The sequence below is a fragment of the Streptomyces sp. DT190 genome, assembly GCF_049846985.1.
In the GTDB taxonomy this organism is placed as follows: Bacteria; Actinomycetota; Actinomycetes; order Streptomycetales; family Streptomycetaceae; genus Streptomyces.
The window spans coordinates 132,226-143,850 of the sequence record NZ_JBNCNM010000002.1; the positions used below are offsets into that span (position 1 = coordinate 132,226).

The 11,625-nt window shown below is 73.7% G+C and carries 9 protein-coding genes and 1 tRNA gene; 5 read left to right on the forward strand and 5 right to left on the reverse strand.

What is annotated here, in order from left to right; translation table 11 throughout:
- Nucleotide 1: 1 nt before the first annotated feature.
- The gene (locus ACPXCS_RS04070; protein ID WP_425944409.1) at nucleotides 2-574 is read left to right on the forward strand and encodes a GNAT family N-acetyltransferase; all 573 of its coding nucleotides are present in this window, start codon (nucleotides 2-4) and stop codon (nucleotides 572-574) included.
- 166 nt (nucleotides 575-740) lie between these two features.
- Here the strand turns inward: ACPXCS_RS04070 and ACPXCS_RS04075 are convergent, their stop codons facing one another.
- Nucleotides 741-5,225, reverse strand: a complete 4,485-nt coding sequence (locus ACPXCS_RS04075) for a hypothetical protein (protein ID WP_425944408.1) — start codon at nucleotides 5,223-5,225, stop codon at nucleotides 741-743.
- 541 nt (nucleotides 5,226-5,766) lie between these two features.
- Between ACPXCS_RS04075 and ACPXCS_RS04080 the strand changes: the two genes are divergently transcribed.
- Together ACPXCS_RS04080 and ACPXCS_RS04085 are read left to right on the forward strand one after the other, a co-directional pair.
- Nucleotides 5,767-5,979, forward strand: a complete 213-nt coding sequence (locus ACPXCS_RS04080; RefSeq protein ID WP_425944533.1) for a ferredoxin — start codon at nucleotides 5,767-5,769, stop codon at nucleotides 5,977-5,979.
- A 9-nt stretch (nucleotides 5,980-5,988) separates the two neighbouring features.
- Entirely contained in the window at nucleotides 5,989-6,756 is a 768-nt protein-coding gene (locus tag ACPXCS_RS04085; protein ID WP_425944407.1) for a PIG-L deacetylase family protein, read from the forward strand.
- Here ACPXCS_RS04085 and ACPXCS_RS04090 read toward each other — a convergent pair.
- The 4 genes from ACPXCS_RS04090 to ACPXCS_RS04105 all read right to left on the reverse strand — a co-directional run bounded on the left by ACPXCS_RS04090 (nucleotide 6,751) and on the right by ACPXCS_RS04105 (nucleotide 9,590).
- Complete coding sequence (locus ACPXCS_RS04090; protein WP_425944406.1) at nucleotides 6,751-7,509, reverse strand: glycosyltransferase family 2 protein; 759 nt, start codon at nucleotides 7,507-7,509, stop codon at nucleotides 6,751-6,753. The genes ACPXCS_RS04085 and ACPXCS_RS04090 overlap by 6 nt on opposite strands.
- A gap of 29 nt (nucleotides 7,510-7,538) precedes the next feature.
- Nucleotides 7,539-7,877 carry a hypothetical protein gene (locus ACPXCS_RS04095; protein ID WP_425944405.1) on the reverse strand — a complete coding sequence of 113 codons (339 nt, stop codon included), beginning with the start codon at nucleotides 7,875-7,877 and terminating at the stop codon, nucleotides 7,539-7,541.
- A gap of 117 nt (nucleotides 7,878-7,994) precedes the next feature.
- Nucleotides 7,995-8,081: transfer RNA gene (locus ACPXCS_RS04100), tRNA-Ser, on the reverse strand.
- Nucleotides 8,082-8,144: 63 nt separating this feature from the next.
- Nucleotides 8,145-9,590, reverse strand: a complete 1,446-nt coding sequence (locus ACPXCS_RS04105) for a S1C family serine protease (RefSeq protein ID WP_425944404.1) — start codon at nucleotides 9,588-9,590, stop codon at nucleotides 8,145-8,147.
- Between the two features lie 289 nt (nucleotides 9,591-9,879).
- On the opposite strand from ACPXCS_RS04105, the gene ACPXCS_RS04110 reads away from it, so the two are divergent.
- Both ACPXCS_RS04110 and ACPXCS_RS04115 read left to right on the forward strand, forming a co-directional pair.
- The gene (locus ACPXCS_RS04110; protein WP_425944403.1) at nucleotides 9,880-10,707 is read left to right on the forward strand and encodes a glycerophosphodiester phosphodiesterase; all 828 of its coding nucleotides are present in this window, start codon (nucleotides 9,880-9,882) and stop codon (nucleotides 10,705-10,707) included.
- Between the two features lie 191 nt (nucleotides 10,708-10,898).
- Nucleotides 10,899-11,537 carry an ATP-binding protein gene (locus ACPXCS_RS04115; protein WP_425944402.1) on the forward strand — a complete coding sequence of 213 codons (639 nt, stop codon included), beginning with the start codon at nucleotides 10,899-10,901 and terminating at the stop codon, nucleotides 11,535-11,537.
- The last annotated feature ends 88 nt before the right edge of the window (nucleotides 11,538-11,625 follow it).

Genomic DNA, 11,625 nt, shown 5'->3' on the forward strand with positions numbered 1-11,625 from the left:
CATGAGCATCGAGGTGCGCCCCGCCACGGACTTCGAGGACGTCCGTGCCGTGCTCGGCCCGAAGTCGCCGACCGCGAACGTCTGCTGGTGCCTGAGCTACCGGCTCCCCTCCCGGCTCAACAACGAACTGCGCGGCCCGGCCCGCGGCGCCCACGTCGCCGAGCTGTGCCGCGCGGACCCGCCCCCGGGCGTGCTCGCCTACGACGGCGGCGAACCGGTCGGCTGGGCCGCCGTCGCCCCGCGCGCGGACACCACTTTCGCCCGCAACCGCAAGATCCCGCACGTCGACGACCTGCCCGTCTGGTCGCTGTGGTGCGTCCGGGTCCGCCCCGGCCACCGCAAGCGGGGCATCTCCCACGCCCTGATCGCCGGCGCCGTCGACTTCGCCCGGGCCCACGGGGCGCCGGCGGTGGAGGCGTACCCCCTCGACAACGGCGACGCCAGGGTCGACCTGACGATGGCGTACGCCGGCCTGCGGAAGAACTTCGAACGGGCGGGCTTCACCTTCGCGGCGGCCACGGCCTCGGTCCTGGCCGGTCATCCCCGGGTCCTGATGCGCCTGGACCTGCGCTGAGAAAAGACTCGACCGCTGGCGACGGGGGATGCACCAGCGGTCGAGCCATGGCCAAGGGTAACAAGCGCTTGCCCGGTCGGAGCCGACTGACCGTCAGGAAGTCGAAGTTGTGACTGGTATCACTGAACTCCCTTGACCCAGCGCCCTGTTGGGCGATCCGGCCGTCTCAGTCACCGCACGGCGGATCGTAGGAGAGGCGCGAGAGGTACTCCCGCCAGGCGTCCGGCGTGAGCACGCCCCGGGTCATCGAGCAGATGCGCTCCACCGCCCGTCCGACGTCCAGGTCCCAGATCCGGATGGTGTCGGCGCCGCTGGACACCCCGAGCATGTGGCTGTTCGGGCTGAACGCCAGGAAGTTGCCCGTCTCGGCGCCCGGGCTCATCGACTGGCCGATCGCGGTGGCCCCGGCAGGGTCGGAGACGTCCCACAGCCGGACGGTGCTGTCGTTGCCGCCGCTGGCCAGGGTGCGGCCGTCCCGGCTGAACGTGAGGGACACGACCGCCTCCGTGTGACCCGTGAGGCGCTTGTCCTCGGCGGCCCGGGCGGGGTCCCGCACGTCCCACAGCCGCACGGAGCTGTCGTCGCCGGCGCTGGCCAGCGTGCGTCCGTCGCGGCTGTAGGCCAGGGCGTTGACGGCGCCGCGGTGTCCGCGCAGCGGGGTGCCGATCAGGGTGATCCGGGCCGGGTCGTCCGCGTCCCACAACCGGATGGTGCCGTCGGCGCTGCCGCTGGCGAGCGTGCGGCCGTCCGGGCTGAAGACGAGGAAGTTCACATAGCCCTTGTGACCGGTCAGCGGCGCGCCGAGCGGCCGGGGACGGGCCGGGTCGGCGATGTCCCACAGCCGGACGGTGCGGTCGTCGTGCACGGTGGCCAGCACCCGCCCGTCGGGACTGAAGGCCAGCGGATCGGCGTACCGGATGCGCAGGGGTATGGACGAGCGGTACGGAACGGGGTGCTCCGGATCGCTGAGGTTCCACAGCCGCACGGTCCGGTCGCCCGTCACGGCCGCGACGGTGCGGCCGTCCGGGGAGAACTCCAGGGTGCGCACGCCGTCCTTCCCCGGCTGGAACGGCTCACCGATCCGCACGGGTACGCCGGGCCTGCGCACGTCCCACAGCCGGACCCGGCCGTCGCGCCCGGCCGTCGCGAGAACCCGCCCGTCGGGGCGGAACGATCCCGTCCGGCCGGTCATGTCCGACCGCGGCACCGCCCACAGGCGGACCTTGTTGTCGCCCGTGCCGGTGGCGAGCGTGCGCCCGTCGGGGCTGAAGCCGAGCGCGTACATCTCACCGCTGCTGCCGGCCAGGGGCCCGCCGACCTGCGACGGGTACTCCGGATCACTGACCTTCCACAGGCTCGCGGTGCTGTCCGCGCTGGCGGCGGCGAGCATGGTGCCGTCGGGGCTGAACGCCACCGACCAGATCGGGCCGGTATGGCCGGTGAGCGGCGCTCCGATCTGTTCCGGGCGATGCAAATCGGCCATGTTCCACAGCCGGACGGTGTTGTCCTCGCCGCCACTGGCGAGCGTCCTGCCGTCGGGGCTGAACGCCACGGAGTGCACGAGCGCGCTGTGGCCGGTCAGCGGCTCGCCGAGCCGCTGCGGACGCCCGGGCCGGCTCACGTCCCACAGCCGGATCGTGCCGTCGTCGCCGCCCGCCGCCAGCGTCCGGCCGTCCGGGGCGAACGCCACCGAGCGCACCGCGGCCGTGTGCCCGGTCAGCGGCTCGCCCAGGGGCGTGGAGTGCCGCGGGTCGAACACGTCCCACAGCCGGACCGTCCGGTCGTCGCTCGCCGAGGCCAGCGTGCGGCCGTCCGGGCTGAAGGCGATCAGGTAGATCGTGCCGTCGTGGCCGGACAGCGGCGTACCGAGCCGCTTCGGGCGAGCGGGGTCCGTCACGTCCCACAACCGGATCGTGCCGTCGTCGGACGCGCTGGCCAGCGTCCGGCCGTCCGGGCTGAAGACCGCGCTGCTCACCCAGCTCGTGTGACCGGTGAGCGGCCCGCCCAGGGGCTTGGGGTGCCGCGGGTCGGCCACGTCCCACAGCCGGACCGTCCGGTCGTAACTGGCCGTCGCCAGCCTCGTGCCGTCCGGGCTGAACGTCGTGAGGTAGACGGCGCCCGTGTGGCCGATCAGGGGCGTGGCCAGCGGGGCGTTGACGATGGACATCAGACGGCTGTTCGCGCCCTCGTCGTCCGGCCGGAGCCGGTGGGCGACCAGGTCGAGCTGCGCGGAGAGCGAGGGATCGGTGTCCTGGACGCGGTCGGCCTGGGCCAGCACCTGCTCGAACACGGCGTCGTCGCGCTGCTTGAAGGCGATGACGGCGGACCCGACGGCCAGCACCGCCAGCACGACCAGCGCCGCCACCGCGCCCCGGCTGATCCACAGGAAGCGCCGGCGCAGCCGTACCGAGGCGGCCAGGAACTCCACCGCGCTGCGGGTCAGGAACGTGTCCCCGGCCGACCTGGCCCAGGTGTGGGCCTGCTCCAGCCGCGAGCCCCGGTAGAGCAGGGAGGTGTCGCGGTCGGACTCCTCCCAGGCCCGTCCGTCCTCCTCCAGGCGCTGGCGCAGCAGGTTGCCCTGGCGGTCCTCGTCGATCCAGTCGCGCAGGCGCGGCCAGGCGTGCAGCAGCGCCTCGTGGGTGATCTCCACGGTCTCCGCGTCGAGTGTCACCAGCCGGGCGCGGACCAGCGCTTCGAGGGACTCCTCGGTCTTGCCGGGGTCGTTCGACTCGTCCGCGAGCTGCCGCCGGGTGCCGCGCCGGCGCGTGGCCTGGGTGTCCTCGCCCAGTCTGACCAGCCGGAGCAGCAGCAGCCGGGCCGCCGTGCGGGCCGCCGGGTCGAGCCGGGACCAGGCCCGCTCGGCCGTCGCCGCGACCGCGCCCTGGATGCCCCCGGCCGCGCGGTAGCCGGCCAGCGTCAGCCGGCCCGCCTTCCTGCGCTGCCAGGTGGCGAGGAGGGCGTGCGACAGCAGCGGCAGCACGCCGGCGTCGTGCGCCCCGCGCGGTCCGTCGGCGCTGACCTCCCGGACGATGAGCTCCGCGAGCCCTGGCTCCAGCTCCAGCCCGACGGCCTTGGCCGGGCCGGTCACCGCCTCGCGCAGCTCGGCGGCGGTGAGGGGCCCGAGCACCATGTGGCGGTGCTGGAGGGCGTCGGCCAGTTCCGGATAGCGCAGGCAGCGCTCGTAGAAGTCGGCCCGGATGCCCAGGACCACGACGGCCGGTGCCGCGTCCCCCGGCCGCGCGGGGGTGCAGGCGGCGTGCAGGACCTCGATGAACGTGCGGCGCTCGGCCTCGTCCGGGCAGAGGGTGAACGTCTCCTCGAACTGGTCGACGATGATGACCGGCCGGGCGCCGGAGGGGGCCGCGCGGCGGGCCCAGGCCGTGACGGCGGCGCGGACGGCGTCGGGGGAAAGGGGAGGGCGGGTTCTTGCGTTCTCCGCCGCGCTCTCGTGGGCCGGGGCCTCGTCGGGCGTGGCCTCGTCGGCCGGGGCCGGGGCCGGGACGACGGGGTGCAGGTCCGGCATCCGCCGGGTCAGCTCCGCGAGCGGGTCGCTGCCGGGCACGAGCTGCACGACGTGCTCGGGCGTGTGGGGGTCGGGGTGGGGGTGGGGATGGTCGGTGGGGGTGGTGGGGCGGTGAGGACCGCCGGCTTGATCCGGGCCGCCGAAACCGCCGGTCCGGCCGGGACCGCCGGGGTTTCCGGCCGTCCGGCCCGGGTTCCCGCCCTGGCCGGCGGGACGGTGGCCGCCACCCCGGTCGGCAGGGCCGTGACCACCGCCGTGACCGGCGAGACCGAGACCGCCACCCTGGCTTGCGGGGCCCTGACCGCCACCCTGACCGGCGGGGCCCTGACCGCCACCCTCGGAGCCCTTGCCGACCCTGCCGTCCAGGCCACCGGCTCCTGCTCCTGCTCCTGCTCCGGCACCGGCTCCGGCACCACCGGCCCCGACCCTGCCGCCCCTTCCCCCCTTGCCATCGTCCCCGTCCCCGTCGCCGTCACCGAGGCCGAAGCCGTTTCCGGGGCCGTGACCGTCGTCACCGCTGAGCGCGCCGTCCCGCAGGGCGGGCACCAGACCGGCGTTCAGCAGTGAGGACTTCCCCGCCCCCGAGGCGCCCACCAGCATGACCAGACCACCCGTGCCGGACACCGCCCGCAGCTGGGCGACGAGCGCGTCCGTGCTCCGCTCCCGGCCGAAGAACCACCGGGCGTCCTCCCGCCGGTAGGAGGCCAGCCCCCGGTACGGGCACACACCGCCCGGCGGCGCGGGCGGCGACTCCGTGGCGGGCTCCTCCGCCGCGGACGCCGCGGGCCGCTCGCCCACCGGGTCGGCCACCGCGCGCTCCCACAGCCGCTGCCACTGGGCGAGGTCGTACAGGCCGGGGGAGACCGGGGTGGGCCGCGCCCGGCGCGCCTCGGGGATCAGCACGTGCAGCACCGCCGCGAGGGCGGTGAACTGCGCGGGCACGTTCCTCGCCCGGCGCCAGTCGCTGATCCGCTGGGCGGACACCCGCACCGGCCGCCCGCGTTCGTCGACCCGCTGCAACCGCCCGACCGACTCGGACACGCGTTTGAGTGGAGGGTTGCCTGCTTCCTTGTACAGCAGTGCGAGGCGTTCCGCGAAGGCGGTGCGTGCCCCCGAGTCGGAACTCAAGGTCTCCCCTCCCCACTCGTCGCGCCAGGACGTCCGACGTCCGGTCCGGAAAACTCACTCTATATGGCTGACCTGCGGTAATACCCTTCACTTGCCCCCGGAACCTCCCCGTCCAGGGCCGGAAATGGCAGGATCCGGACCCAGCAAACGCACCCATCCGGTCAGCTTCCGTCCGACTCGGACGACGGTGACTCCACCGTTCGGCACCGGTCCCCACGAGGGGAGGGACCGGTGTCGGACGACGTGGTGATCCTCCCCTGTGGACGGTGGCTTCCAACCCTGCCGACCGCGTCCCCGACTCCGCCGACCGGACCTTCCACCCCTGGCTGCCTGACGAACCGTCAGTGATGTCGGGTTGCCGTACCGCCTTCGCAGCGACGTACAGGGTGAGCGCAGTGGAGTCACGTCCCGAGAGCCCGCGCCGGCCGGTCCGGCCCGTACCGGACTCCGGCCGGTTCGACCGGGGGGCCGCTGGGCAGTCACCTCCTGATGTCCACGGCTCGTGACGCCGTCCGGAGGGGGACAAAGGGTCATGAAGGTCATGCGGGTCTCCGTCGACCGCGAGCTCTGCTACGGATCCGCCGAGTGCGCCCACCGGGCCCCGGCGGTCTTCGACTTCGTCGACGGATACGGAGTCGTCCGCCCGGGCCGGGAGCGGACCGGGGAGGACGACCAGGACGTCCTGGAAGCGGTGGAGAAGTGCCCGAGTCAGGCCATCGGCCTCACCGGGACGCCCGGGCCCGACCAGCCGTAGGGAGGGGGGATGCCGCCGCCCGACCTGCTCGCGGTCTTCGCGCACCCCGACGACGAGTCCCTGGTCGCGGGCGGTGTGCTCGCCCGGCACGCGGCGGCGGGCGCCCGTACGGCCGTCGTCACGGCGACCTGGGCGCCGGACACCCCGCGCGCCGCCGAACTCGCCCAAGCGCTCCGCCTCCTCGGCGCCGGCCCGCCCCGGATGGCCGGGTACGCCGACGCCCGTGCCCCGCACTCCGCCCCGGGCCGCCCCCGCTTCCTCGACGCCCCGCTGGGCGAGACGGTGCGGGAGCTGGTCGCGCGGGTGCGCGCGTTCCGCCCGCGGATCGTGCTCACCCACGACGCGTACGGCGGGCTGACCGGCCACGAGGACCATGTGCACACCCACCGCGTGACGCTGCTCGCGGTCCACGCGGCCGGTCTCGAACGCCTCTACCCGGAGGCCGGTGCCCCCTGGCGCCCGAGCGCGCTGTACCTGGCCACGCATCCCCACTCGGCCGTCCGCGCCTGGACCGGACTGCTGGCTCCCTCGGGCAGACGGATGTGCACGGTCCCGGACGACGACGTCACCGTCGCGGTCGACGTCCGCCCCTGGCTGGACCGCAAGACCGCCGCGATCCTGGCGCACCGCACGGAGGTCGAACGGGGGGCCGCCCCGGGCCTGATCGCCGCGCTGCCGGCGCGGGAACGGGAGCTGCTGCTGGGCACGGAGTGGTACACCCGCCTCGACCTGCTCCCCACTCCTCCTTCCAGCGCGAGCCCGGACCTGTCCTCATAGCGCCGTACCGAAGCTCCACCGCAGCCGGGACAGCGCCCTGGCCCTGGTCTCCACGACGGCCATCCGGGCCTCACGCTCGCCGCGCTCCCGGTGCGCGGCCTTCCCGGTGACCTGCCCCTCCCACTTCCGGTACAGCAGTCCCACCTCCCCCGAGAACCAGCCCCGGCTCACCGCGTTCAGTGCCAGCAGCAGGCCCGTGTCCTCCGAGGCGGGCAGCGCCATCCAGCCGCCGAGCGCGAGCAGCAACTCCCGCCGCACGAACAGCGAGGCCGGGTGGACCTGGGCGAGGAACCCGTTGGCCTTCCAGTACTCCAGTACCTCCCCGCGCTCGATCACCCCCTCGTCGGGATCGCCCGGGAACCCGACGGTCGACCCGTCGGGCAGCAGGTCCAGCACCCGGGACGTCACCCAGGCGAGGCCGCGGTCCCCCTCCAGCACCGCCAGGTCCCGCGCGAGCACCCCGGGCGCGAGCCGGTCGTCGGCGTCCAGCACCTTCACGTAGGCGCCCTCGGCGTGCGCCAGCGCCATGGTCCGGGCCACTCCGGGCCCCCCGCCGCGCCCCTGCCGGAACGTCACCCGCCGGTCCTCGGGCACGTACGGCCGTACGCCGTCGCCCTCCCCGTCCTCCTGGATCACCCAGTGCCACTCCCAGCCATCGGGTAACCGCTGCGCGCACAGCGACGCGTAGGCCTCCGGCAGGAAGCGGGCATGGGGCCCGTGCACAGCGGTGACGACGACGATGCGCCGACTCACAGGAGGGCTCACCACCTTTCCGAGAACTCTCAACCGGCGGCCAGCGCGGACACCAGCACCGCCCCGCCGCCGAGGACGACCAACTGCACCATGCCAGTGATCCGCCACCCCAGGGCGATGAGGCCCCCGCCCGTCACCACCGCGCCACCTCCCAGAAGCCACCAGGCCTGCGCCGCGGCCCGCGACGCACCCGTCGCGGCGACGCCGTCGCTTTCGTAACTGTCGGCCCAGCCGGCCATCCCCACGCCGTACGCCGACCAGGCGATGAGCAGGAAGTCGACGACGACCAGCGCCGCCCCGACCCCGACCTGCCGCCCGGCCGACGGCCCCCGCCGCCCCGTCCGCGCATGACGCTCCCCTGAGTCCATGCGATCAGCGTGGTGTCGCACCGGGCACCGCACATGAGTACGGATACTCAGACCGGCACACGAGAACGGCCCCTGCCCGGTGTTCCGGTTCAGGGGCCGTGCTCACTGCTCATGCCGCGGAGGCGGTGGGATTTGAACCCACGGTGACATCGCTGCCACGACGGTTTTCAAGACCGTTCCCTTAGGCCGCTCGGGCACACCTCCCCGCGCCCGCCGTGATCGGCGGCGCGGGGACAAGGGTAACGGGTCGGTGCGGGCGGGTGGGGGTCAGTTGTCGCCGACGCGGGAGCCCAGGGTGACCTCGGTGGTGCGCTGCTTGCCGTCGCGCTCGTAGGTGATCGTGACCTTGTCACCCGGCTTGTGGGTCCAGATCTCGCCGATCAGCGTGGGGCCGGAGTCGATCGGGTGGCCGTCGAGCTTGGTGATGACGTCGCCCGGCTTCAGGCCCGCCTTGGCGGCCGGACCGCCCGGCTCGACCGGTGCCGCGCCGCCCGCGCCCTGGTCGGTGATCTGCGCGCCGTCGGAGCTGTCGTCCAGGGAGACGGACGCGCCGATCTTGGCGTACACCGGCTTGCCGGTGCGGATCAGCTCCTGGGCGACGTACTTGGCCTGGTTGATCGGGATGGCGAAGCCCAGGCCGATCGAGCCGGACTGTCCGGTACCGAAGCCGCCGTTGCCGGTGGACTGGATCGCGGAGTTGATGCCGATGACGTTGCCCTGCGCGTCCAGCAGCGGTCCGCCGGAGTTGCCCGGGTTGATCGACGCGTCGGTCTGCAGGGCGCTCATGTACGACGCCTGGCTGCCGCTGCCGTCGCTGGAGGCCACCGGGCGGTTCTTGGCGCTGATGACGCCCGTCGTCACCGTGTCGGACAGGCCGAAGGGGGCGCCGATCGCGATGGTCGCGTCGCCGACGGCGACCTTGTCGGAGTCGCCGAGGGTGAGCGGCTTGAGGTCGCCGGGGGCGTCCTTGAGCTTGATGACGGCGACGTCGTAGCCCTGCGCGTTGCCGACCACCTGGGCGTCGTACTTCTTGCCGTCGGGGAAGGTCGCCGTGACCTTGCCGCCGTCCACCGCGTCCGCCACCACGTGGTTGTTGGTGACGATGTGGCCCTGCTTGTCGAAGACGAAGCCCGTGCCCGTGCCGCCCTCGCCGCTGGTGCTCTCGGCCTCGATCGTGACCGTGCTCGGCAGCGCCCTGGCGGCCACGCCCGCGACCGTGCCCGGGTCGCGCTTGACGTCGCCGCCGCTGGTGGAGGAGGAGACCGTCGTCGAGCCGGTGCTGTCGTCGTTGTTCTTCGCCAGCGTGTACCCGAGGCCGCCGCCCAGACCGCCCGCGACCAGCGCGGCGATCAGGATGCCGGCGACCAGCCCGCCGCGCCCGCGGCCGGACTTGGGCGCCGGCGCCGGCTGCTGGTACGAACCGCCCCAGCCGCCCGGACCCGAGCCGGAGCCGCCGTCGCCGTGCGGACCGGCCGGCGGCGGGGGCGGGGGCCAGGAGGGGTCCGGCGCGGAGGAGGAGACACCGGGGTGACCGGCGTCACCGGGCGCGCCCTGCCCCTGCGGGGGCCGGTTCGCATCCTGCGCGTACGGGGACCGGTGCTGCGCGTCCGGCCCGTACGGCCCCTGGGGCGCCGGAGCAGCGGGAGCGTCCACCGGCACGGGGGGTGCGGACGGGGCGGGGGGTACCGCGGTGCCCTCGTTCTCGGTGCTCACAGCTTCTCTCCTCGATCCACGGCTGTTGTCCTGGGTCGCACTCGGTCACGCTCGCTCACGCCGGTCGACGACTCCGGCGCGATACAGCTGTGCTTGTCCCTTTGTATGCCGTCAGCTTTTCCCACAGGCCGTCAGAGCACCATAAGCGGTGGCTGTGGGTCCGAGGCCATTCCTTATATAGGTCATTACTGACTAAAAGGGCGCAATTCCGGTGCCTCCGTCCGGACCCGGTCGTCGAGCGGGTCCGTCCGACCGGACGCGTACCCGCGCGCGGTGGCACCATGACGCGGTGACCCACGCACGACAGCATCCGATTCAGGTCGTCGCCCACCGCGGGGCCTCCGAGGACGCCCCGGAACACACCCTGGCCGCTTACACCAAGGCGATCGAGGACGGCGCCGACGCGCTCGAATGCGATGTGCGCCTGACCGCCGACGGCCACCTGGTGTGCGTACACGACCGCCGCGTCAACCGTACGTCCAACGGCCGCGGCGCGGTCTCGGCCCTGGAGCTGGCCGACCTCGCCGCCCTGGACTTCGGCTCCTGGAAGACGCGCGACGCCTGGAAGGGACGCGACGAGGAACCCGACTGGGAGCACCGCCCCGAGGACCGCGAGGCCACCTCCGTCCTCACCCTGGAACGGCTGCTGGAACTCGTCGCCGACGCCGGGCGCCGGGTGGAACTGGCCGTCGAGACCAAGCACCCCACCCGCTGGGCGGGGCAGGTCGAGGAGCGGCTGCTGGTCCTGCTGAAGCGGTTCGGCCTCGACGCCCCGGCCGACGCGGCTCAGTCGCAGATCCGGGTCATGAGTTTCTCGGCCCGCTCCCTGCAACGCGTGCGTGCCGCCTCCCCGACCCTGCCGACGGTCCACCTGACGCAGTTCGTCACCCCCCGGCTGCGCGACGGCCGGCTGCCGCCGGGCGTGCACATCGCCGGGCCCTCCGTCCGCATCGTGCGCAACCACCCCGGCCACATCGAGCGCCTGAAACAGGCCGGCCACCAGGTGCACGTGTGGACCGTGAACGAGCCCGGCGACGTGGAGCTGTGCGTCGGCCTGGGCGTCGACGCCATCATCACCAACCGCCCGCGCGCGGTGCTCGATCAGCTGGGCCGCTGACCTCCGGTACCGGATTTTCCACGTCCTCGGCGCGACCCCACCGGTCACTGCGCACCCATCGGACCCACGCACACCTCTTGACCCCGCCCCGTGACGGACGGGATGCTCCGGTCTCGGCCACACCGACGTTTTCCAGCCACTCGATTACGGGGAGTGCTCCGGCGCGTTCGATGCGTATTCGATCGTGGTGAATGCGTCGCCGGACGTGGATTGGCCGGTTTCCGGTACAGGCCAATGGGGCATCCACACCGTGGCGTGGGGCGAAGGAGGTCTCGGGGGTGGCGTTGGTGGTGGCACAGGAGGTGCCCACGTCGTCGAGCATGGCCGTACCCCATGGCCCTGCGGGCGTGGGCAAGGCGAGGCACCGCATGCGGGCGCAGTTGCGCAGCGGCGGTGTAGCGGAATCGGTCATCGACGACGCCGTACTGATCCTTTCCGAACTTCTGAGCAACGCGTGCAAGCACGGCAGACCCCTGGGCGACGCCCTCGCCGGTGACGGTGACGTCCGCGCCGCGTGGCGCGTGGACCCGGCCGGCCGGCTCATCGTCGAGGTCACGGACGGCGGCGGCCCGACCCGCCCCGCCCCCGCGACCCCGTCGGTCACGGCACACGGCGGCCGCGGGCTGAACATCATCACCGCGCTCGCCGACGACTGGGGCGTCCGGGACGACATCCGCGGCGAGGTCACGGTCTGGGTCGTCGTCCACGACGACGTGCACGACCCGGACGCCGGCCACCGCCGCGACGACTTCGCGACCCGCGTCACCGCCCCGGCCGTCTCCCGGATACCGGGACTGGACTTCGCGGACGCCTTCGAGGACATGGACTGAGCGCGGTGCGCCGCGCGGGACCCAGGACCCGGCGTTGTCCACAGGACCCCGTCACCCGGGGCGCGAACGGCTAGGCTCGCGACGTACC

Excerpts from the sequence above, each read along its gene's own strand:
- ACPXCS_RS04115 (WP_425944402.1), top strand. The coding sequence starts at position 10,899 with ATGCGTCGCCGGACGTGGATTGGCCGGTTTCCGGTACAGGCCAATGGG.
- ACPXCS_RS04085 (WP_425944407.1), top strand. The coding sequence starts at position 5,989 with ATGCCGCCGCCCGACCTGCTCGCGGTCTTCGCGCACCCCGACGACGAG.
- ACPXCS_RS04080 (WP_425944533.1), top strand. The coding sequence starts at position 5,767 with ATGCGGGTCTCCGTCGACCGCGAGCTCTGCTACGGATCCGCCGAGTGC.
- ACPXCS_RS04095 (WP_425944405.1), bottom strand. The coding sequence starts at position 7,877 with ATGGACTCAGGGGAGCGTCATGCGCGGACGGGGCGGCGGGGGCCGTCG.
- ACPXCS_RS04070 (WP_425944409.1), top strand. The coding sequence starts at position 2 with ATGAGCATCGAGGTGCGCCCCGCCACGGACTTCGAGGACGTCCGTGCC.